This window comes from Paenibacillus sp. RU5M (genome assembly GCF_900221055.1).
Classification (GTDB): domain Bacteria; phylum Bacillota; class Bacilli; order Paenibacillales; family Paenibacillaceae; genus Paenibacillus; species Paenibacillus marchantiae.
Genome location: NZ_OBQM01000016.1, coordinates 1 through 20030 on the forward strand (window position 1 = coordinate 1; position 20030 = coordinate 20030).

At 43.4% G+C, this 20030-nt stretch carries 24 protein-coding genes; 5 read left to right on the top strand and 19 right to left on the bottom strand.

Going from position 1 to position 20030, the window contains the following annotated elements:
* Positions 1–368 precede the first annotated feature (368 nt).
* From CRO25_RS29350 to CRO25_RS29400, 9 genes are all read right to left on the bottom strand, one after another.
* A complete protein-coding gene (locus CRO25_RS29350) occupies positions 369–722 on the bottom strand; it encodes a hypothetical protein (RefSeq protein ID WP_079697401.1) in 354 nt (117 codons plus the stop codon).
* 50 nt (positions 723–772) lie between these two features.
* Entirely contained in the window at positions 773–1636 is an 864-nt protein-coding gene (locus tag CRO25_RS29355) for an aminoglycoside phosphotransferase family protein (RefSeq protein ID WP_079697402.1), read from the bottom strand.
* A 58-nt stretch (positions 1637–1694) separates the two neighbouring features.
* Positions 1695–2123 (bottom strand): GNAT family N-acetyltransferase, encoded by a 429-nt coding sequence (locus tag CRO25_RS29360; RefSeq protein ID WP_079697403.1) that lies wholly within the window; start codon positions 2121–2123, stop codon positions 1695–1697.
* A gap of 17 nt (positions 2124–2140) precedes the next feature.
* Positions 2141–2623: a DinB family protein gene (locus CRO25_RS29365; protein WP_079697404.1), complete on the bottom strand. Its 483-nt coding sequence runs from the start codon at positions 2621–2623 to the stop codon at positions 2141–2143.
* Positions 2624–3459: 836 nt separating this feature from the next.
* Positions 3460–3987 (bottom strand): cysteine hydrolase family protein, encoded by a 528-nt coding sequence (locus CRO25_RS29380; RefSeq protein ID WP_079697406.1) that lies wholly within the window; start codon positions 3985–3987, stop codon positions 3460–3462.
* A gap of 40 nt (positions 3988–4027) precedes the next feature.
* Positions 4028–4456 carry a hypothetical protein gene (locus CRO25_RS29385; protein ID WP_079697407.1) on the bottom strand — a complete coding sequence of 143 codons (429 nt, stop codon included), beginning with the start codon at positions 4454–4456 and terminating at the stop codon, positions 4028–4030.
* 48 nt (positions 4457–4504) lie between these two features.
* Positions 4505–5044, bottom strand: coding sequence for a GrpB family protein (locus CRO25_RS29390; RefSeq protein ID WP_256863783.1), 540 nt, complete (start codon positions 5042–5044; stop codon positions 4505–4507).
* A gap of 48 nt (positions 5045–5092) precedes the next feature.
* Positions 5093–5956 (bottom strand): GNAT family N-acetyltransferase, encoded by an 864-nt coding sequence (locus tag CRO25_RS29395; protein ID WP_079697408.1) that lies wholly within the window; start codon positions 5954–5956, stop codon positions 5093–5095.
* A gap of 198 nt (positions 5957–6154) precedes the next feature.
* Positions 6155–7645: a glycoside hydrolase family 43 protein gene (locus tag CRO25_RS29400; RefSeq protein ID WP_079697409.1), complete on the bottom strand. Its 1491-nt coding sequence runs from the start codon at positions 7643–7645 to the stop codon at positions 6155–6157.
* A gap of 177 nt (positions 7646–7822) precedes the next feature.
* Between CRO25_RS29400 and CRO25_RS29405 the strand changes: the two genes are divergently transcribed.
* The gene (locus CRO25_RS29405) at positions 7823–8725 is read left to right on the top strand and encodes a transcriptional regulator (RefSeq protein ID WP_079697410.1); all 903 of its coding nucleotides are present in this window, start codon (positions 7823–7825) and stop codon (positions 8723–8725) included.
* On the opposite strand, the gene CRO25_RS29410 is transcribed toward CRO25_RS29405, so the two are convergent.
* The 8 genes from CRO25_RS29410 to CRO25_RS29445 all read right to left on the bottom strand — a co-directional run bounded on the left by CRO25_RS29410 (position 8722) and on the right by CRO25_RS29445 (position 14567).
* A complete protein-coding gene (locus tag CRO25_RS29410) occupies positions 8722–9195 on the bottom strand; it encodes an NUDIX hydrolase (RefSeq protein WP_079697411.1) in 474 nt (157 codons plus the stop codon). The genes CRO25_RS29405 and CRO25_RS29410 overlap by 4 nt on opposite strands.
* Positions 9196–9222: 27 nt before the next feature.
* Positions 9223–9714 carry a GNAT family N-acetyltransferase gene (locus tag CRO25_RS29415; protein WP_079697412.1) on the bottom strand — a complete coding sequence of 164 codons (492 nt, stop codon included), beginning with the start codon at positions 9712–9714 and terminating at the stop codon, positions 9223–9225.
* A gap of 64 nt (positions 9715–9778) precedes the next feature.
* Positions 9779–10189, bottom strand: coding sequence for a DUF6157 family protein (locus CRO25_RS29420; RefSeq protein ID WP_079697413.1), 411 nt, complete (start codon positions 10187–10189; stop codon positions 9779–9781).
* 65 nt (positions 10190–10254) lie between these two features.
* Positions 10255–10683 (bottom strand): GNAT family N-acetyltransferase, encoded by a 429-nt coding sequence (locus CRO25_RS29425; protein WP_179132299.1) that lies wholly within the window; start codon positions 10681–10683, stop codon positions 10255–10257.
* A 179-nt stretch (positions 10684–10862) separates the two neighbouring features.
* Positions 10863–12089 (bottom strand): amidohydrolase, encoded by a 1227-nt coding sequence (locus CRO25_RS29430; RefSeq protein WP_079697415.1) that lies wholly within the window; start codon positions 12087–12089, stop codon positions 10863–10865.
* A gap of 126 nt (positions 12090–12215) precedes the next feature.
* Complete coding sequence (locus tag CRO25_RS29435) at positions 12216–12983, bottom strand: DUF1361 domain-containing protein (RefSeq protein WP_079697416.1); 768 nt, start codon at positions 12981–12983, stop codon at positions 12216–12218.
* Positions 12984–13244: 261 nt separating this feature from the next.
* Positions 13245–13799 (bottom strand): methylated-DNA--[protein]-cysteine S-methyltransferase, encoded by a 555-nt coding sequence (locus CRO25_RS29440; protein ID WP_079697417.1) that lies wholly within the window; start codon positions 13797–13799, stop codon positions 13245–13247.
* Between the two features lie 63 nt (positions 13800–13862).
* On the bottom strand, positions 13863–14567 hold the full coding sequence (locus CRO25_RS29445; RefSeq protein ID WP_079697418.1) for a DNA alkylation repair protein: 705 nt from the start codon (positions 14565–14567) through the stop codon (positions 13863–13865).
* A 358-nt stretch (positions 14568–14925) separates the two neighbouring features.
* Here CRO25_RS29445 and mgtE point away from each other — a divergent pair, with 358 nt between their 5' ends.
* A complete protein-coding gene (gene mgtE / locus CRO25_RS29450; protein ID WP_064635927.1) occupies positions 14926–16296 on the top strand; it encodes a magnesium transporter in 1371 nt (456 codons plus the stop codon).
* Between the two features lie 133 nt (positions 16297–16429).
* Here the strand turns inward: mgtE and CRO25_RS29455 are convergent, their stop codons facing one another.
* Positions 16430–16933: a hypothetical protein gene (locus CRO25_RS29455; protein ID WP_079697419.1), complete on the bottom strand. Its 504-nt coding sequence runs from the start codon at positions 16931–16933 to the stop codon at positions 16430–16432.
* Positions 16934–17090: 157 nt separating this feature from the next.
* Here CRO25_RS29455 and CRO25_RS29460 point away from each other — a divergent pair, with 157 nt between their 5' ends.
* The gene (locus tag CRO25_RS29460; RefSeq protein WP_063565264.1) at positions 17091–17672 is read left to right on the top strand and encodes a LysE family translocator; all 582 of its coding nucleotides are present in this window, start codon (positions 17091–17093) and stop codon (positions 17670–17672) included.
* A 21-nt stretch (positions 17673–17693) separates the two neighbouring features.
* Positions 17694–18470 (top strand): AraC family transcriptional regulator, encoded by a 777-nt coding sequence (locus CRO25_RS29465; RefSeq protein ID WP_063565263.1) that lies wholly within the window; start codon positions 17694–17696, stop codon positions 18468–18470.
* Between the two features lie 134 nt (positions 18471–18604).
* On the opposite strand, the gene CRO25_RS29470 is transcribed toward CRO25_RS29465, so the two are convergent.
* Positions 18605–19171, bottom strand: a complete 567-nt coding sequence (locus CRO25_RS29470) for a hypothetical protein (protein WP_079697420.1) — start codon at positions 19169–19171, stop codon at positions 18605–18607.
* Positions 19172–19316: 145 nt separating this feature from the next.
* On the opposite strand from CRO25_RS29470, the gene CRO25_RS29475 reads away from it, so the two are divergent.
* Entirely contained in the window at positions 19317–19985 is a 669-nt protein-coding gene (locus CRO25_RS29475; protein WP_063565261.1) for a phosphatase PAP2 family protein, read from the top strand.
* Positions 19986–20030 lie beyond the last annotated feature (45 nt).

The following is a 20030-nucleotide window of genomic DNA, read 5'->3' on the forward strand; positions in this document are numbered from 1 at the left end:
CCTAAAACCGCCACGTTCTCCCGGCTTCCCCCATCGTAAAACGACCACAAAAAAAGGCCAACCAGTAATTACTGGCTAACCTGATAATACGAAAAACCGGCCACCTCATGACCGATTCAATCAGCTCCTCGGGGAGCGTTTTCATATATGTGTGAATGACAAAGAAAGTATGACTGATACTCCTTAATGTTACTCCAGAACGGCTTCTTTGGCTTAGCTGCTGATCGAATACAAAGGCCAGCTTTTGCTTCCACGCAAAAACAAAAACACCTCCGTATTCCGTCGATGATTGCAACAGAGCAATATGCCTTGGAAGGTGCTTTGTGATAACGATATAGAATGGTTAATATATAATGCCGTGCGAAGGGTTACAACTTGTCCACCTGTAATAATGTTACTAGCTTCACCGTGCAAGCTGGACTAATCTGCTCCTCAGTGAGTATGTTCAGCTTGATCAGGCTTTTCAGCTTATGGCTGTCCACCTTGGACAGCAGTCGCCAGATGTCCGGATCGGGAAGGGAAGCATACAGCTTCTGATCATCATATTCCTTGCGGTGCTGAAGCACCGTTTTCACGGCGTATCCGCCAACTTGCGTCTCATAGACGCCCTGCTCCTCACAATACCCGACAATCTCATCTCGTAACACAGATAGACGTTGTTCAATTTCTTTTTGCTGCTGTTTCAGTTCAAAATAGGTTTGCACCTTCTCTTCCATACCCATCACACTCCTCTATACCATAGGTATGCAGGGAAGGACAGTTTAGGACAATACTACAGCAGTTCATCATTTAAATATGAATTATTGCCAATAATCTTTTTAATCCGCTGCATCACACCCGGGCCCATTGGAACATTAGACACTCGCTTTAATAAGATCCAGCGCAAACAAGCCATCGCTTCAAAAATTTCCGCATCATCTGGTGTGTATTCCGTCAGACTCTTGAATAGAGCACTGTACATCTTACCGTTTCGTTCCCCCGCATAGACCGTCATCAAAAAAATGGACCATGCCATATCGTACCTTGGATCACCGCGCTGCCCATTTGTCCAATCTATGATCGCATATTGATCACCTGCCTCCAGAACATTTCCCAGGTTATAATCACCATGGATCAAATGATCTTGCCTCAACTCAGTTCGTTGAAGAAGGGTCGTCAGAATCTGATGCATATCCTCATGCAGTTCAATGGAGGGAAAAAAATATCCAACGAAATCATATTGTGGTATGTAATTTGCAGCCGCGTTACCTGTATCCTTTACATCATAACCATGGACTTGAATTAACTTTTGAGCCAATTGCTCCAGCTTGGTTTTGCTTAACTTGGCTATAGGTTCCCCGTCATAACTTGTTAACAGGACTTGATTAGAATCCACATCCATGCCCCAACCGTACGGTTGGGAGACTTGTATTCCACTCTCGTATAGTTCAGATAATAGTTCATACTGGTTGCGAATATTGGGTTTGGAGTCCTTGTTCCAGATCTTTAACACATAATTGTGATCTGTACATTCTATCTTCACAACGTTTGCTTCCAGTCCTGGTGACAGGGGAAGCATCTTGTATGGTTTTTCAAGCAGACAGCGAATTTCTTCGTTCAACTCGACCCAGCGGATATTTTCCAGCGTTATACTCATTTTGTCCGACCCTTCTCTGTGAAATTAGAAATAACGGCATTTGATACTCCATAGATCTTTATAATGATTTATCAAAAACCTTCTGCCACTTCGTCTCATTATATCCGATGGCAATATAGAACCGATGCGTAGCTTCCCTTTTACCGCTTGATCGCACGCGAATCTTGTTAAACCCGTTCATCCGTGCCCACTTCTCACATTCACTCATGATCTTTTTACCAATTCCCGCACCTCTATGATGCTCATCGACAACCAAGCCACCAATCTCGGCAAAAGCTACACTTTCGATAGAATATCTTCCCTGTACGTGCCCCCAACCCACAACAAGGGAATCGATCTCAGCTACGCAAACATAATGATCAGTCATTGAGCTTATTCGATTCAACCTTTCGATGATCTCTTCTGTTGTACTGGTGTAACCCAGTTGATGGGATAATTGGCTAATCCCCTCGCCATCCCCAATTCTAGCTTCTCTGCAATGAATCATAGTGTCTCCTCTTCTCTCTAGTTGTCAGGTGTAATAAGTCCTTTACCAATGAAATTGGCAGACACAGGCTTCTTGTCCAGTTCTCTGGACCATACCGATAATTGCCCCATATGGTGAATCTCATGAGCAATCACGTGTCGCATCACTTCTCCCCACGATTCCTTGGCGACGGTGCTATCCAATTCGGGATCGATGCAAGGTCTCTTTTCCATGCCGGGGTCCCAGGATAGAACAAATGCCTCCACATCAGGTCGCAGCTTACGATCGAATTGTCGTACGGCTTCCAGTGTTTTATAATTATCAAAATTCTCCATACCATCCGGTTTGCCCTGCAATACTTGGAGCCAGCTCCACTCTACATCAATGATATGAAAAAACGTTTGCAATATATTGCCTACCCCGCCTGTTCGAGGCCGAAGCAGCTCTTCAAGCGGTACATCCTCACACCACTGAAACCATTGCTCACGCACGATCCAGTTATAACGAAAGAAAGATTCCATTTAGCCATTCTCCTTTTCTATATATTTAACTAAAAAATATTTACACTTGCCACTCCGATGACAGAACAACCTTCCGATCGCTGTTATCCCCAGATTTTTTGGAATCCCTTTTCAAAGGGGAAAATCCGGGGATAGCGTATGCTTCCGATGTAGCTTTCTTTCAGAAAGCTTTTAGGCGAACGCTCCGCTTCTTCAGGTTATTTCTGCCCTCTACGTTCTCGTGTAAATGTTTAGTTCAATTTATATATCATGCTTTTTAACTGTTTTGATCAGTTCCATATTGGCAAAAGTCTTATCTGAATATTCAAGGTCTCCGTAAATCCCGCTAATCTGATCAAATCCCCATTTGGTCCAAAATCGTAATGCAGGCCAATTTTGAGCGCCACATTGATTCTGATTTCCTTATAACCAAGCTCGGAAAACAATCGGGTTAACGCATGCATCATTTCTTGTCCATAACCTTGCTTCTGGGTCTCACTCTATTCGTGCCTCCTATCATAACCCATGATATGGTAAAAATAAAAGAGCCGCGATCGTCGCAGCTCCTACTCTTTTGGCGTCGTTATTCTCTTCTTTACATAGAGTAAAACATGAATTCCAGCGTATATAAACAGGACATTAAACAGATAAAGAAGGGCATTCACATTTACACTGGAAAGAAACCAGATCGTATCATCAGGTGTCTTATAGTGATAATCAGTAAAGAACCGGAATGGAAAACCATACTCTGTTCGTAAAGTACCCTCCGTGTAGGCTGTTCCAGGAATAAAAATGACTGCCAACACAGCAAGCCAGGCTGAAAGATTAAATATTCTTTTATTAAACGTCAATCCATCTCATCCATTCATTACATTTTCGGTATCCACCACATTCGCAAACATGCTCAGAACAGAATTGTGATGTTCTATAATTTGCTCAGCTTGAAGAATATTGGAATTCCATGTGCTGTGAGCATCACGAACCAAGGTTACTGCATAGCCAAGGCTACTTGCTCTGCGACAAGTCGTATCCACGCATATTTCCGTCTGCATGCCAGTCAGAATAAGATCCGTCACTCCGTTTTCTTGCAATTTCAGATTCAGATCTGTTTCGTGAAACGAATCCGGGGTTTGCTTTTCAATAATAAGGTCACCCGTGATCGGCGCAATGGACGGATGAATCGCCCAACCTGCCGTTCCACGCTCAAGGGGACTGCCTGCTCCTTCACTGTGCTGAATGTAGATAACGGAGTGACCTTTTTGCCGAGCCTTGGAAATGACGTGTTGTATTTTCTGAAGCAATACGTCACCCTGATATACGGGATCTGATTCATCGAACATGGCTACCTGAACATCGATAACAAGAAGTGCACAGTGGGTTGGCATCTTATATTCCTCCTGAATAATAATATTAAATCAGCAATTGTTATGACTCCTTCTTCCGTTTTCGCACCGTTAACAAACCTTCCAATCCCACATCGATCAACACAAATAGTATAGCAGCTAGAACGCCAAATAAAGTCAAAACTAACGACTCTTTAAAATTTAAAATTTCTTCTCCAGCGCCCATGAGTAAATAATAGATAAACATACCTAAGACTCCAGCACATGCGTAACCCAGTATTCTCAAACTTAGATACAAGGCATGATTAACGAACTGAATTCTGCTCAACAGATAGTCCAGCAATAAAGATAACGGTAACCCGATCAATGTGATCAGGGGAGTCGCATATACAAGATAAATAAGAATATAAAAATCAAAGCTGTAGGATTCATTCATGGATATGATACTTGCAATTAAAGTAAAACTAATGATGGTTAGAACAGTCGTCAGCAGCTTTCTTCCAATTTTCATCTCATCACTCCCATAAGGTTATCCATATACAATGAATGTTCCTATGCGTCAGATTCTCCCGGTTGCCACCCGATTTCTTGAGACCATATATGAGCTTTCTCTAATAATGCTCCACACCATCGGTCCTTTGCCTTCCACGTATTTTGGACGCTGGTCCTTGTATAATGCCATAAGCCTGTGCTTATCTTCCGCGTATTTCAATCGATCCGCTGGATGTTCCCTCAAATAATCTCTAAAAAGCAAGTTCATCTGCTCAGAGAAACTCCCTGCTTGTCTTACATGTACATGCGTTCTCCTGCTTCCGGGTACTTCGCGAAAATATCGCTTGGTTTTATCCGAATTTTCTTCTCTGAATACGAAGCCGGCCGCTTCAATTTCATGCTTGTAGTTAAGCAAACTATCATACTTAGATACGGAAATTTGTATATCTATGATCGGCTTGGCATCCATTCCGACGATGGAAGTTGATCCGACATGGTCAATCCGCACAGCCTTTTCTCCCAACGCCTCTCTAAAATTCATTCCGGTCTCGAGGAACATGTGCCTCCAAGCAGGATCATACGCTGCAATTCTCCATTGATCTTCCATGTAGTCCTCCCTTCGATTTCATTAAGTATAGTATCTATCATCAATTCTCTACACGACTCTATAAACCAAGTGAGATGCTTCCTCTCCTGAAAGAAAACCTAATTTGGTATATAAATAGTCAGCCTTATTTCCCATAGTAACGAACAAACGAATGGTTGGAGAGAAACCTTCCAAATGAGAAATCGCCTTGTATAACATATATCTTCCTAGACCCTGATTACTATAGCCCGGCTTAACCGATATATCATACACAAGAGGCATATCCTCCCACATCGAAATCAAACAAAACCCAACGACTTCGTTCGTCTTTTTATCTACTAAAACCGATGATGCATTCAACAGCTCATCCTGACGGTTATGTTCAAAATAATAACTCACGTCATTCCGATATGTATCCAGATTCCCTTCATCCATTCCTCCACGATATGATTCGTTCATGACTTGAACAATGCTTGGCAAATGCTCCAATTTGGGTTTAATAGAAATAAAATTAGTATGGAGGTCATTTTCAATCTTCTCTGTAGGTCTAATCATACATTTTCTTGTGTTTAACACTTCGAAACCAGCCGACTTCAACACATCAATATGTTCAGCCAGAACATTGTATGCATCTACCTTTGACTGACCCCCTGAATTTTGAATGGCATAATTCTTTAAGAAATGAACCAGATCTACAGTCAACATGGACGGAGGAATCATGAAGAAAGATCCGAGCTCACTGCTTGTCAAAGAAATCCCGCCCACTCGTTGATTGTCTTGATAGATCCAATAACAATCACTTGCGTCTAGCATCATTTCTTGAAGAGATGCCCAGCTCGGTCTAAACCAGATATTCTTTCTATACGTCGCAAAGTACTTGGCATAGCTAGTTTGATTCGCAACGACTAAAGAATATGAAGTACTATCATTCATGCCTTTTCCCCTCTCTACTACAGCTTATTCCTCGCAGGTAATCCGAATATGGTGTACTATGTATTCTATTCTCTCAGCATACAACTCGTTATTTGCTTGCGGCATATAATACATAAACAAGTGCTACTACACTTTTGTTTGAGAAATCACGAGAAATGACAAAAAAGAGAAGGAACAAATGTCCCTCCCCTTACCTTTTCAAAGATAATCACACTTAAATTTAGAAAACTCAGCTTCAGAATCTTCGCCACTAGCGTAAAGACCAATGAGCACCCCTGTAAATCCCCCGGCAACTTCTGAAGAAAGGTATTTCGTCTGTGCTGTACCTAAGAGGATGTCCTTGCCATCTGCATGAATCAGGAAGCTGTAGCGTTCATGGCTTGCCTGTATAACCAATGTGGCATGATGATCACTTCCCAGTTCAACTTCATTTTCGACTGATTTGATATCCCCAATATTCAAACGCTCAATCACCTTATACCCGCTCTGCTCTTTGCGAATGGCCAAGTCATAATGGTGCTGTTCATCCATATAGATGGTGATGCCTGCCTCGCCATTCGTAAGACTAACGTCAACAGAGATGGTCGCATCAAAGTCTTTTTGGCGTAGGCCAATGAATGTCGGGGATGCTGGAACATCCAGTGTCACTTCGGTTCCTTTTAACTTTAAGTTGCCTTGCTCTAACAAGTAATTTTCTGTATTGGGATGACGAAGATAACACCAGTCCAGATTCCAATCCGTGTTCTCGAACGTATAGCTTTTCTTCTCTTGTTGAATGACTGTGTCGGAAATACGATCAGTGTCAAAACTCATAAGCGTCGTACCTTCATACCCTGCCGTAAACCAGCCTTCCTCGTCGAAGGTAACTGGCGTAAGGAATACTTCCCGGCCCAGATGATGATAGGTAAGCCACTGTCCACTCTGACGGAATCCCAAATGGAAAATCCACCAGTTGCCTTCCTCGTCCTGAATCAGGTCGCCATGGCCAACCCCTTGTAGTTTATAACCTCCCAGATTACGGTTGGTTAGAACAGGATTCTTGGCATAGGGTTCGAAAGGACCGGAAGGAGAATCTCCCCGCGCATACGTGACCATATGACCGTATTCGGTTCCGCCTTCAGATGCCATGAGGTAATAGTATCCATTGATTTTATACAAATGTGGGCTTTCCAGATAACGTCCGCCTGATCCTTGCCATATTGAACGGCTTGGAGTCTTTTTGCGACCTGTTTCAATGTCAATTTCACACTGAACGATTCCCCCAATCCCTTCATCATCGGTCCCGTTGCTCATAAAGAGGGCCTTACCATCTTCAAAATACAAATCCGGATCGATTCCCCCTTGATCCACAATAATCGGTTCTGACCACTCCCCGTATATATCGTCAGTCCATATGTAGAAATTCTGACGCGTCGTGTCGTTCGTCGTGGTCATATAGAATCGCCCATTGTTGTATCGAATTGTAGGGGCGAAGACACCTCCAGAGCTGCCCACCGTCTCCAGACGAATCTGGCTTTTTCGAGTTAAACAATGACCGATTTGGGTCCAATTCAATAAATCTTTGCTTTCAAAAAGCGGGACACCCGGAAAATACTGAAAAGAACTGCACACCAGATAATAAGTGTCATCCACCTTGCAGATGCTCGGATCAGGATAGAATCCTTTAATAACCGGATTATTGTATTTCATTTGAGCCACCTCTTTTTCTATAATTCATATATTTAAGAATCCAACTTCATAAGTAGATAAAAAAATTAAACACTATCGCAAACATACTTTCAATGCATTAGAGTTGAAGAGTCCAGTTAAATTCATTAAATTAATATATATATGATTTCAATAAATCAGGTTAGGAGATTGTTAAGGATGATTAAAGCGAACGGAGATCCTAAATTCATACCGTTATACGAAGCCCTGGCAAGCGAGGTTAGATGGAGGATCATGGATTTGATTGCAGTTAGCGAAATGAATGTCAAGGATATTGCGGCTGCGTTAGAACTTAGCCCCTCCATCGTCACGATGCATATACGGAAGCTTGAGCAAGCCGGACTGATTGATAGCCGTAGGATACGCCTGAATGGAGGCACCCACAAATTGTGTTTTCTCAAACAAAATAACATCGAGATCGAACTACCATCCCCCAGCCGGACAGCAAGGGTTAGAGAGCAGACAATTTCAGTGGGTCACTATACTGCATTTGAAATCCATCCTACCTGTGGTCTTGGAACGCACGAGAAAGAAATTGGTGTTTGGGACGACCCACGCTACTTTCTTGATCCTGAGCGGGTTCACGCTGCCATCCTTTGGTTTGGAAGAGGTTATGTCGAATACAAAACGCCTAACTATATGCTTCCCGATCAGACTGCTAACGCCATTGAAATTTCAGTGGAACTGGCTTCTGAAGCCCCGGGCTTAAGAGATCATTGGCCATCGGATATCCGATTTACGTTTAACGGCATTTCGCTTGGAACGTGGACAAGCCCCGCTGACTTCGGAAGAGCTGCCCGAGGCAAATATACACCAACATGGTGGCATCGCAATGTGAATCAATATGGATTATTAAAGACAATTCGTGTTGATACCTCGGGTACGTATATGGATGGAGAGCGGATGTCAGACGTGACGATCGAGGATATCCAACTGGAGCAACCATTCTGGACGCTTCGTTTCACAGTTGACGAGGAGGGGGCTAACGTCGGGGGATTAACACTTTATGGTTCCGGGTTCGGCAATCATGATCAGGATATTGTCATACGCGTACAACGCTAATCTTTCTTTATGTAGTAACGAATAATCCCGTTCTTCTCTTCAAACGTATTCCTTTGAATGAACGGTCCATCAGGAACTAGCTTTACATCATCCATTGTTGTTGAAAAATAAGTGATTGGTTTCCAACATGCCTTATAGGGGATAGAACCTTCTAATCCAACAAATTCTTCCTGATTGTATTGAGATTTATCTATAAATGATGCTTCATAGTTAAAATAAATTTCATGACCTAATTCATCTTCTATCCCAAAAATATTTTCAATAAAGGAAATTAATCGGGGCTCTTCGATCTCTTGATCCAACTCTTCCTTGAGCTCCCTGATCAGAGTTTTCTTACTGTTCTCACCGAACTCTATCGTTCCACCAATAGGTCTGTAGAAAGTAGTTGAAATATCCGGGAAGTTAATTTCCTGAACCAAAATGCGATCTTCTTTCCTCAAAATAGCTAATGAGACAGAACGAATTTTCATTTTTTTCTCCTTAACCTATGTTTGTTTTTATTCCTTCGTACTAAATGTCTGAATATACTTTCTGGCATCGTCTCTGAATGTTTCCGTATAATGATCGTTTGTATAATCTTTTAACACCTTTCGCCAAAACGCTATTGCAGGAGTGTTACTCTCCATCTGAGCAAGTGCCCAATTGGCTTTGTATAACTCAAATGTCTGCATCGCAGCAGCATATCCAACTCCACTTCTTCTAAACTTCTTCAGGATCATAAAATCATAGATTACATGTGTAGGATCTGGATCGGTATCTAAATTTTCAAGAAGCACAATAACAAAACCTGCTATAGTGCCAGAAATCGTAATGAAATATGGCCTCCACCTGTTATCCCCTTCCCAAATGAAGTCAATATTCACATCGTATTTACCTTCTTGATTGATATCCTCGCTTGTATATTCGCTGAAATCATAATGGTACAGTTGATACAGATTCGATAACATACTTTTCTCTGCCAATGTTACTGGAGTGAGGTCTACTATCATACTGCCTCCCTATAGTTATCTTTTAAATTCTGACTGCTTAGCATTGGTGCTCCAACAAATAGAGCTATTGACGGCTCGAACGCATCGCCTTTACATGTTTTAAACTGCTGTCGTTTAAGAACTCTTTATATGCTTCGGATTCAACGGCGTAGATCGCCACTTTCCCTTGTGAATTATGATGAATGCCCCAACCGTAACGTTTACCCAACGAAGAAGTACGAAGACAGGGTTGTCCCTTAGAGAAAAACTTAGTTCTCTCTATGGATCTTTGTTCGTCGGGTATATCATTGCGCTGCGCGAACACTTCAAACATGACATCCTCTTGCGTATATTGATAAGGGTGGTTTGTTATCATTTCATATTGTATAACTGGAACGGTTTTGCCGCCGTTTTTGGCTTTGGGGATCTCTGCCACTTTAACAGGACAATCTTCTGCTGCTGCAATAAAAGTTTCATAATAGTTCATGTCTTTCATCTATATATCCTCCCATCTATTCATAAAAAAAATGGATACGAATATACAATCAAGCTTGAGCTGTTTTATAAATATTTCTTAAAAGCCTTGCTGGATTCCCCATCGTATCCTAACTTCGTGTAGAAGCCGTGTGCTTCGTACCTGGATGAACCGCTGGTGAGAAACACCTTTATACAATTTTTCTGTATGCATGCATCCTCTATATGCTTCATAAGTTCAGATCCATGACCCTTGCTCTGCACATGCTCCGTAATGATAACCCGCTCAACCACGCCAAAAGGTCTATTTTCCACTAAAGCATCCAGACAAATATGTAAATGCGCAGTCCCAATAACCTGATCACCGACTTCGTAAACAAATAAGAAACTGTTGGGATTATCCCTTACTTCTTCAATCCGCTCTGCCAGTACCTTCGTATTCAGGTTGTTTGGTAATAATTCTTTGTACAACCTTTCAATAACCTCGACATCCCTTGCTTCGGCCTCTCTGATCATCAGGTACCACTCCTCAACTTAAATAGTAAATTAAATGATAACTACGTCCATAATAACCCAAAAAGCGGTATATGCGAACAGTTCCTTCCTCTTTTTCCACCTGCTGATTAGCAGTTCTTTCCTTACAGGTCCAGAACAAAAAACCACGGTTTCCCGTGGTCCATCCATTCCAGTATGCTCTATTCTACCGATCCACTTACCAGTCTTCCTTCAAACCATACCGCTTGTCGCGCAGACCTTCTGGCAACCGCCTCTGCCGAGCAACTTGCTTCTACCAGTACAAAACTAGCTGTATCCCCTACCTTCGGCCATACCTGTTGTCCCTCTGAATCCAGTGGAGTGATACCACTTGTGACAAATGCAAGAGACTGAGCCAAGGAGCGTTCATCGTTATACCCGTACAATTCGGCAAAACGGCCGGCTTTCTCCAGTTGATCTCCATTCCCAAACGGTGACCAATGATCCGTCAGACTGTCTGTCGCCAGCTTCACGTTCACCCCATGTTGATGGAGCATCGGAAGTGGCATCATCATTTTACCGATAGGCACGGTCGAAGCAACGCTCATACCAAGGGAGGCCAATCGCTTGGCCATATCTTCCGCTTCTTGCTGCTCCGCACGGGCGAACCAGAACGCATGGCTTACGGTAACTTTACCCTGAAGTCCTGCTTCTTCGGTCAGATCAGCCAATTGCAGCAACGTTTGTTTACCCGGTTCTCCAGAATCATGCAAATGAATATCGATGCCTGCCTGATACTGAACAGCCAGTTCGACCATTGCGTTAAGCGATTTCTCAATATGCTCGTCCACGGTGTGAGGATCAAGTCCACCTACATGAGTAGCCCCTTCCGCCATGGCTTGACGCATGAGCTCAACCGAATTAGAGCGGAGAAGTCCATGCTGCGGGAAAGCGACGATTTCAGAGGATATTTTGCCCGAAAATGTCTCCAATGCCTGCTTTGTCGCTTCCAGCCGTTTCAACCCGCTGACCGGTTCAATATTGCAATGACTGCGCACATGGGTGGAACCATATCCCTGAATCAGGCTCAGAATGCTCTCCGCCTGACGCTTTGCATCGGGTAATAGCTTGGGCAGCAACACTTTCTCTTCTTCGATACGTTCGAAAATGCTGGAGATGCGTCGAACCGCTTTCCATGGTGCATCATAATACGTTTTATCCAAATGAATATGGGCTTCCTCGATCGAAGGCAACAGCAGCAATCCTTTACCATCAACCTTTGGCAACTCGCTTGTTAATTCCGTATCCCCATCCACGATGGCTGCAATGACTCCATCTTCAATCCGCAGATGACCAAGGCTCGTCCGGGTGCCAGTTACCTGCCCGTCTTCCATTACATAACTTTGCTCCAATGATACGTTGGTTAACCAGTATTCTTGCTTCAACATGGTCACTCCCTCTTTCCACTCGGTCTATCTAGCATCGAGTACCGATTCATCTTCTGTGGTCCATGGTACCATAGGACTTCATTCAGCAAAAATAGTTAAAACGTTGGTGTTCCATACGATTATCGTCTAGATATTATTGGACTTCCCCATTAGTATACGAAGTGTAATATATCCCAAAACTTGAATCACAAATACCATAGCCACAAATTCAACCAGAATGCTGTTGCCTGCACTTAAATCAGTCATGATATCCTTTAAAATGAGGCCAGGCTGCTTCAAGACATCCCAACTATTCCACCGATTAAATCTCCCGATGTATACCCCTAGACTGCTCAGAAGTAAAACAACGCCTACAACTACCATACCGCTAAATGGGTTTAATCGTTTATTTAACAATTTGTGGACTTGATGTATGGAGCAAATGGACAGAAGTAAACCAAGTATGGCTACGACAAACGTTAGGGTAAGGCTATACCAAAAATCAATATTAACCCAGAATTTAGTTTCCCCTTGAGGATCAAAGTATCTGAATGCATGCAAAATTTCTGTGAAAAGATATGCCGAATTCGGTAGAAAGAACAGCCAGCATGCACACATCACCCCGACTAGTGCGATGCTCGTTCTTGTAAGTTTCCTATTGCTTACATAACTAATCGTTGATGAAATGATGAATGGAACCCATGCCAAAAAAATGTCCCACGTTAAAAATTGATACATGTTCGTGTTTGTTTTGGTACGCAAGTAGTGAACAACAAGTAGACAACCTATGGTAGCAACGATCAACACAATACTCATTTTTAAATAAATTGTATTTTTATTATTGTTCATTTCTTCGCTTCGATTTCCCTTTCCTTGGTGGTATGCGTAAGCAGTCCTGATAACCTGATCATCCATTTCATAAACGAACTGTGACTCCGCCTTCCTAGTAATACACGTCCATCATAACCCAAAATGTGGTATATGCGAAAATAGCGGCGTGAACCCAGAAGGAAGACAAAAACTTTACTTTCGCAATATTTCCGTTCATCTTCCATTCTTCTAACATTAGAGAATGCAAAAAAAACAGACACTAGGGAAGTGCCTGTACATATTTAGAACCAAGCTAAGTACTTAGCTAATAGTTCACTGCTTCTTTTTTATATGAAAATATGATGATCAGAAATTAAACCGCGCATGGCCGCCATCCGTCACGCCTTCGATCTGTTCAATATCCAGCAGTCTTCGCTTCATCTCCAGTCCTCCGCGAAAACCGGTCAGCTTGCGGTTGGCACCGATAATGCGATGACACGGCAGCAGTACCGGAATGGGGTTGGCTCCATTGGCTGCCCCAACAGCTCGCACCGCTGAAGGTCTTCCTACCGCAGCAGCAATGTCGCCATAGGTTCTTGTCTCACCATAAGGAACATTCCCCAACTCCGCCCATACCTGCTGTTGGAATGCCGTTCCGATCAAATCAAGTGGAATTTCGTCTGTGAAAGCCACCTTGTCTCCGGCAAAATAGGATTCCATCCAATCCATCATGCCGGTATGCTTCAACGCTGCTTCATTCTCTTCGAGCTCCACTCCAGGAGCAATTCGGCCAATCCAACTACTCCAATCTTCCAGCGTTTCATTGGGCATGATGACCCGGCATAACCCTTTTTCGGTGGCAAGCAATACCCACGGACGACCGTCTAATTCCATTTTGGTCCACTTGATGCTCTTTCTCATACGTCTATCGTCCTTTCCCCTCGTAGGTTTATATCTGGTTTCTTTTCTCGTTATGCACACATACTACACACGAACCGTTTTTTTCACTTTTCGTTTCATGCTGCGGATGATCTGCTTCGTCTCGGGATCAACACGATAGGACTCCGTTATTTTCTGAAGAGCCTTATTGTACGTAAAGTCGTCCAAGTTATTGTTCTGCAAATAACGCAGCGTGGCCTCAGGCTGCTTCACATAAGCGATGGAAATCGCCCAGGCCACTGCCATTTTCACATAGTACCCTTCGTGATGAATGGTATCTAATGAAGCAAGCACTCTGCTGATATATTTTTCTTCCATATAAAAGTTCAACAGCATCACAACCCCGAAGCGAATGTCATACTCCTGGTTGGATACCAGATAGGGCTGCAAGAAATGCCACACCTGATCCAGATGTGCCTTTGTATATTTCAAACCACCGCAGAAGCTGTCGCATACTGACCAGTTATCTATTTTGGGAACAAACCAGGCAATATGTTGCAGAAGTTCCTCCATATCTGCTTGGGCATGACCGATAACCATCGCTTGCAGCATCACTTCTTCAAAATAATCATCATCAGCGGTTTTCAGATAGGCACGCCAGTCCTCTTTGACGATTTGTTTCGCCATCTTGCGTATTTCAGGCAGTCTCACACCTAGCAGATTCGTGATATTCGGAATGAGCGCAGCCGAGAATTTCTGATATTCCGGTTCGACCAGAGATAATAATTGTGTTCTTACAACCGATTCCACATGTCTCCTCCTCATCGGGTTTTCTACAACAAGTATATCCCGGCAGCATTCATTTGTAAGCCCATATCGAATGTATTAGCAAGATTACAATATGCATTTCCTGTGGTCGCTGTTTAACTTCCATTCCATTTCGTTTAAGAATACGGAGTTGAAATATGTTCAACCAAACATTTACACAATAACGGAGAGGACAGAAATAACCTGAAGAAGCGAAGCGTTCGCCTTTATCCCCGGATTTCCCCTTTTTCAGAAAGGAATCAAAAAAATCTGGGGATAACAGCGATCGGAAGGTTGTTCTGTCATCGGAGTGCCAGTGTAAATATTCATTTGTTGAACCCATATAGAAAGGAGACTACATATGAATCGATCCCATCCCAAAAAAGATTTTTCGGTTGAAGAGATTACGGAGCTCCTTGTGCAATTCGTGCAAACCCAAAACCTGACCGAATTTTACAAATGGGCCAAAGAACTTCATCCCTACGACCTTTCTCTGGTATATAAAAAGTTCCCTGAACAAGAGACGAAACGCTTCTTGCTCTTATTCAAACCGGACGTGCTCGCCGACATGGCAGAAGCGCTCACGCTTCACGAACAGGTGCATCTATTCGAACAGTTAGGCCCGGAGCGCACTCTTGAAGTCATGCAGCAAATGGACAAAAGTGATCTGATTCGCTTCATGCATGATCTGCCCCTCCAACGCAGAGAAGAACTGCTATCCAATATGAATCTCGACCATTCAGCCATTATCCGCTCCGTGTTGAACTATCCACCGGAAACGGCTGGACGAATCATGACCGATCGTTACCGTACCCTGTTATCGCATGAAACCGCAAAGGAAGCACTGAGAGAATCGCAGGCTACGCTGCACATTCCTGCGACCAGTTATCTGTATGTCACCGATGATGAAGGCAAACTGGTTGGAGTCGTGAGTTATCAATCCCTTGCTCAGGCAGATGACAACACCAAAGTGGAAGAGCTGATGACTCGGCGTGTCATCCATGCAACAGTCGATATGGACCAGGAAGAGGCCGCACAACTGTTGCAGCGTTATGAGTTTATGGCTCTGCCTGTCGTGGATGAGAACCGCAGATTATGCGGTGTTATCCAAATGGACGATGTTATTGATATTATTATGGACGAAGCCAGTGAAGACATCGCCAAGATGGGTGGCGGCAGTAAAGATATCGATTTTGATACCAAACCATTGGTTGCCGTCAGACGTCGCCTTCCTTGGCTGATTTTATTGTTATTTATCGGACTGATCTCAGGCAGCATCGTGGATTTTTTCGAAGACACACTGAATCAGGTTGTGGCACTGGCGTTCTTCATGCCCATGATAGCCGGTATGACGGGGAATACGGGTACACAATCCCTTGCAGTGGTTGTACGTGGCTTGATTGGACGAAAGCTGGACAAGGCTACAGTGCTCGCGCTTATTGGCCGAGAGATTAAAGTAGGCACCATGATTGGACTTGTATGCGGTTTGCTGATCACGGTCATCGCCTATTTCTGGCAAGGTGACTGGCTGCTCGGAGCGATTATTGGAGTATCACTATTCTTCACCCTGGTTATCGGAACATTGACCGGTACTTGTATTCCTCTTCTGCTCAGTCGTTTCAAAGTAGACCCTGCGGTCGCCTCCGGCCCATTAATCACAACGTTGAATGATATATTGTCGTTGTTTATCTATTTCGGCATCGCAACTCGTTTTCTGGATGCCTTAATGTAAATTAACCTTTCAGTCTTTATTCATTGAACAGGTACTTTAATACAGTAACCAAAAGACTCAACTTCCTCTCTACATACAGTGAGGTTGAGTCTTTTGGTGTTATTTTCAATCTAAAAGAGAACTGCCTTATGCTTCATTTTAATGTATTTGCTATTTCAACTAATGTTTGATAATCGTATAACGGTTCAAGATTGTTGTTTTTCCCTGAAATAAGAGAGTACGTTAAACCCTCGTTTCTCCAATAGATGGCACTTACATTACCGTCTCCTTGGTCCCATGTTTGAGAGCCATTAGATAATTTTTGACCTTTCTTCCCCTTCGGAGGCGTATCCACCTTTGAGTTTGTAATCATAGTGATCAGGTTCAATCCTTCGTCGGTATTTGCATACGTGATTTCGACTGCTTCAAATGTACCATTGGTATCTAAAATCCTCGCTGATTTTTGAGTAACTTGGAAAGGAACTGACGGTTGTTTGATTTCAAACGGGGTCCTAGCTTCCGCCTCTTCAAATGAAATTTCAACTGGAGGACTCAGATCCAAATTATTGATCGGTTGGATACCTTCCCCATTTTTTAAGCAGGCAGACAATAAAAGAGGTATCATACATAGGAACAGCAACTTACTTACAGCTTTCATTTAATCACCTCGATATCAGAGTAGTTACTTCTATGACGTTTCTATTAGCTGGAAAGTTATGTTTTTTTCCTACTCATGTGCATTCTGCTGCAATAATGTACTATAAGCCAATGCCTCCCCGGAGTATGATCATGTAACTACAACTCGGGGAGGCCCTATGAATCTTACATCTTTTTTCATCTATTGTATTGTCGTTACCTTTACACCTGGCCCCAGCAATATTGTGATTCTCACTTCCGTCGGGCAGGTTGGCCCCCGGAAAACGATGGAGTATGTGTGGGGTGCCACCGTTGCATTTGGCTTATTACTAGCTGCTTCTGCTCTTCTTAATCATCTTCTCGCTGAGATATTGCCTGGCATTCTCCATGTGATGCAGATCGTGGGTAGTGTCTATATGATATATCTGGCTTATCAAGTCTATAAAATGGGTTCCACCGAGACGGCATCGAAGCAAGTTACGGGGTTTCTAAACGGTTTAATCATGCAGTTTGTGAATCCAAAAGTGGTTCTGTTCACGTTCACTGTCATTCCCAGTTATGTTCTGCCGTACTACGATAGCACCATGTCAACGTTTCTGTTCGTGATCATTATTACCATCATCGGCTTCTTGGCCTATTCCAGTTGGGCCGTGTTTGGCTCCATCTTCAGAACCTTACTCAATCGTCATCAAAAAGCAGTGAGTATTCTAATGGCCCTTTTTTTGTTATACTCAGCCATCATGGTATCAGGAATCATCTAACGCGCGGGAGGTGTGTGCAGCATGGAATTGTTTAACTATAAGAAATCACAGGACGTACTGGCTTTATCCGCCAGCTTTACGGATTTCACCTATAAAAAGCATTGCCACGAGGAATATGCAGTAGGAGTCACGCTTCGCGGTATTCAGCAATACCATCTGGACGGACATTATCAGGCCTCCCACAAAAACGGCGTGATGTTATTCAACCGGGAGCAGTCCCATGATGGAAGTTCCTATGACAAAGCCGGCATAGACTATGTCATGCTATATCTGAAGCCGGATTTGGTCGAAGAGGTTCTAGGGAAAAAGGAATTGCGTTTTAATAGCCCCATCGTCTATGACCCTGTGCTTGCACGAAGCATCCTGATGCTGAATGATGCTGTTCAAAACGGACAGGATGAAGCGAGATGCAGTGAACTGCTCTTGGGCCTGTTGCAATTACTCTCCCAGTCGGAAATGGACACCAAGTTATGGCGGCCTCAGGACAATCTGGTTCGAAAAGCGAAAGAAATGATGTTTTGCAGTATTGAAGATGTTCTGAAGCTGGACGACCTGAGTGCGGAATTCAACATGTCCAAGTTTCAATTTATCCGCGAGTTCAAGTCCCATGCCGGCATATCGCCTTATCAGTTTTTTCTGAATTGTAAGGTGGAGCGTGCCAGACAGTCCATTGAAACGCATAAGGATGTTTACTCCGCTGTAGCCGAATGTGGTTTTGTCGACCTGACTCATCTGAACAGACACTTTAAACGAGTATTCGGTATCACGGCTTATGAATATATGCTGCAGTTAAACTAATTGAATCGGTACGATTATCCGACAAAATGTATAAAATCCCCGCATGGAACGCGTTTATCTCAACGTTCCACACGGGGATTTTCTTTTCTCTTCCGTTGCCGTACTGCCATTCTCCCTTAATTCAGATCCTAACATCACGCGCGCTTCTTCCTTCTCCAGATCCAGCCACTTACCAATACAAGCAATAGAATAACCCCACCATATATGATGAGATAAAATGACCAACTTCGTCCTTGATCGGTTTTTTCAAAATCATCCTGACTCACTACTTTTCCTGCTCCCAGCAGCTTTAACGCGTCTCCAGCTTGATCAATGGAAACATTGCCACTGCAAAGATTCGTATGCAACTTATCGTCCATTTTATTCTTATAAGCAAAGATCAGATAGGATTGGTTCTTCTCCAATTGAATCCCACAAGATTCCGAACCGGCATCATTACCCATGACAGTCATTCGTTTAGAAGAAACACCCTTCCATGCGGTATCCACTTCAAAGGTATATGCTCTCAATCGGTCAGGGCTGAATATTTGCGTCCCACCCCTTTTCACAACTTTACCTGTAAAAACCGATGTGGACGTCTTCAGTTTCTCTTGAGCATTCGATTCTACACAGCTGCAAGCATAAGCTTTTTCCCCAGGGAATACTGTGTAACCCAATCCAACCAACAACAAAATCAATGCAAACCATACTAAGCGCTTCATCCTTTCACCCCCGGCTCAGATTGCAACACCCATCTTGTAATCGTTCACATTTTGTTTGAAGCGATATTTATTGTAAGATTATAGCATAATACGAATATTGTATTGAGCATCATTAGAATTCAGACACCTTGGAGGAAACCGTCACTTGAATCAGAATTGGAAAAAGAATATCTCCATCCCGCTGCTCGTTGCAGCGGGATGCCTCATTGCATTTGTAAGTATCGCCCTGTCCATCAGCGACAATCAGATTCACACCTTTGATGATACCTTGATTGGCTGGATTCAGGGCATGGAATCACCCGGAATGACACGGTTCATGCAGCTCTTTACCTGGATTGGCAGCGAAGTGCCTGTGGTTGTCATTACCATTCTCGCCATGCTTGTGCTGTATATCTACCTCAGGCACAAACGCGAACTGCTCTTCCTGGCCTGTGTCATTGCAGGCTCGACTTTGCTAAATGCATTGATTAAGCTGGTATTCCAGCGCGCCAGACCTACGATTAACCGGATTATTGAGGTGAGTGGTTACAGCTTCCCAAGTGGCCATTCGATGGCAGCGTTCAGCTTGTATGGCGGCTTGGCCTTCCTGATCTGGAAGCATGTACCGACAGCGACTGGACGCGTACTCATGATTATCGTGAGCGCAATCTTTATCCTGACGATTGGAATGAGCCGAATTTATCTGGGGGTACACTATCCCAGTGATGTAGTGGGTGGGTACTTTCTGAGTGGATGCTGGCTTGCCGTATGCATATGGTTCTATCAGCGACATCTGGAACGCCTTTCCCTGTTACAGTCCAAACCTCTCGCTTAGGTTTTTTCGCTCACCATGCAATGATCCAACCCATGCTTGAAAACA

What these genes read in the sequence shown, in the direction of transcription:
- CRO25_RS29350 (WP_079697401.1), bottom strand. Translation starts at nt 722, where the DNA reads ATGGGTATGGAAGAGAAGGTGCAAACCTATTTTGAACTGAAACAGCAG.
- CRO25_RS29355 (WP_079697402.1), bottom strand. Translation starts at nt 1,636, where the DNA reads ATGAGTATAACGCTGGAAAATATCCGCTGGGTCGAGTTGAACGAAGAA.
- CRO25_RS29360 (WP_079697403.1), bottom strand. Translation starts at nt 2,123, where the DNA reads ATGATTCATTGCAGAGAAGCTAGAATTGGGGATGGCGAGGGGATTAGC.
- CRO25_RS29365 (WP_079697404.1), bottom strand. Translation starts at nt 2,623, where the DNA reads ATGGAATCTTTCTTTCGTTATAACTGGATCGTGCGTGAGCAATGGTTT.
- CRO25_RS29380 (WP_079697406.1), bottom strand. Translation starts at nt 3,987, where the DNA reads ATGCCAACCCACTGTGCACTTCTTGTTATCGATGTTCAGGTAGCCATG.
- CRO25_RS29385 (WP_079697407.1), bottom strand. Translation starts at nt 4,456, where the DNA reads ATGAAAATTGGAAGAAAGCTGCTGACGACTGTTCTAACCATCATTAGT.
- CRO25_RS29390 (WP_256863783.1), bottom strand. Translation starts at nt 5,044, where the DNA reads ATGGAAGATCAATGGAGAATTGCAGCGTATGATCCTGCTTGGAGGCAC.
- CRO25_RS29395 (WP_079697408.1), bottom strand. Translation starts at nt 5,956, where the DNA reads ATGAATGATAGTACTTCATATTCTTTAGTCGTTGCGAATCAAACTAGC.
- CRO25_RS29400 (WP_079697409.1), bottom strand. Translation starts at nt 7,645, where the DNA reads ATGAAATACAATAATCCGGTTATTAAAGGATTCTATCCTGATCCGAGC.
- CRO25_RS29405 (WP_079697410.1), top strand. Translation starts at nt 7,823, where the DNA reads ATGATTAAAGCGAACGGAGATCCTAAATTCATACCGTTATACGAAGCC.
- CRO25_RS29410 (WP_079697411.1), bottom strand. Translation starts at nt 9,195, where the DNA reads ATGAAAATTCGTTCTGTCTCATTAGCTATTTTGAGGAAAGAAGATCGC.
- CRO25_RS29415 (WP_079697412.1), bottom strand. Translation starts at nt 9,714, where the DNA reads ATGATAGTAGACCTCACTCCAGTAACATTGGCAGAGAAAAGTATGTTA.
- CRO25_RS29420 (WP_079697413.1), bottom strand. Translation starts at nt 10,189, where the DNA reads ATGAAAGACATGAACTATTATGAAACTTTTATTGCAGCAGCAGAAGAT.
- CRO25_RS29425 (WP_179132299.1), bottom strand. Translation starts at nt 10,683, where the DNA reads ATGATCAGAGAGGCCGAAGCAAGGGATGTCGAGGTTATTGAAAGGTTG.
- CRO25_RS29430 (WP_079697415.1), bottom strand. Translation starts at nt 12,089, where the DNA reads ATGTTGAAGCAAGAATACTGGTTAACCAACGTATCATTGGAGCAAAGT.
- CRO25_RS29435 (WP_079697416.1), bottom strand. Translation starts at nt 12,983, where the DNA reads ATGGATGATCAGGTTATCAGGACTGCTTACGCATACCACCAAGGAAAG.
- CRO25_RS29440 (WP_079697417.1), bottom strand. Translation starts at nt 13,799, where the DNA reads ATGAGAAAGAGCATCAAGTGGACCAAAATGGAATTAGACGGTCGTCCG.
- mgtE (WP_064635927.1), top strand. Translation starts at nt 14,926, where the DNA reads ATGAATCGATCCCATCCCAAAAAAGATTTTTCGGTTGAAGAGATTACG.
- CRO25_RS29455 (WP_079697419.1), bottom strand. Translation starts at nt 16,933, where the DNA reads ATGAAAGCTGTAAGTAAGTTGCTGTTCCTATGTATGATACCTCTTTTA.
- CRO25_RS29460 (WP_063565264.1), top strand. Translation starts at nt 17,091, where the DNA reads ATGAATCTTACATCTTTTTTCATCTATTGTATTGTCGTTACCTTTACA.
- CRO25_RS29465 (WP_063565263.1), top strand. Translation starts at nt 17,694, where the DNA reads ATGGAATTGTTTAACTATAAGAAATCACAGGACGTACTGGCTTTATCC.
- CRO25_RS29470 (WP_079697420.1), bottom strand. Translation starts at nt 19,171, where the DNA reads ATGAAGCGCTTAGTATGGTTTGCATTGATTTTGTTGTTGGTTGGATTG.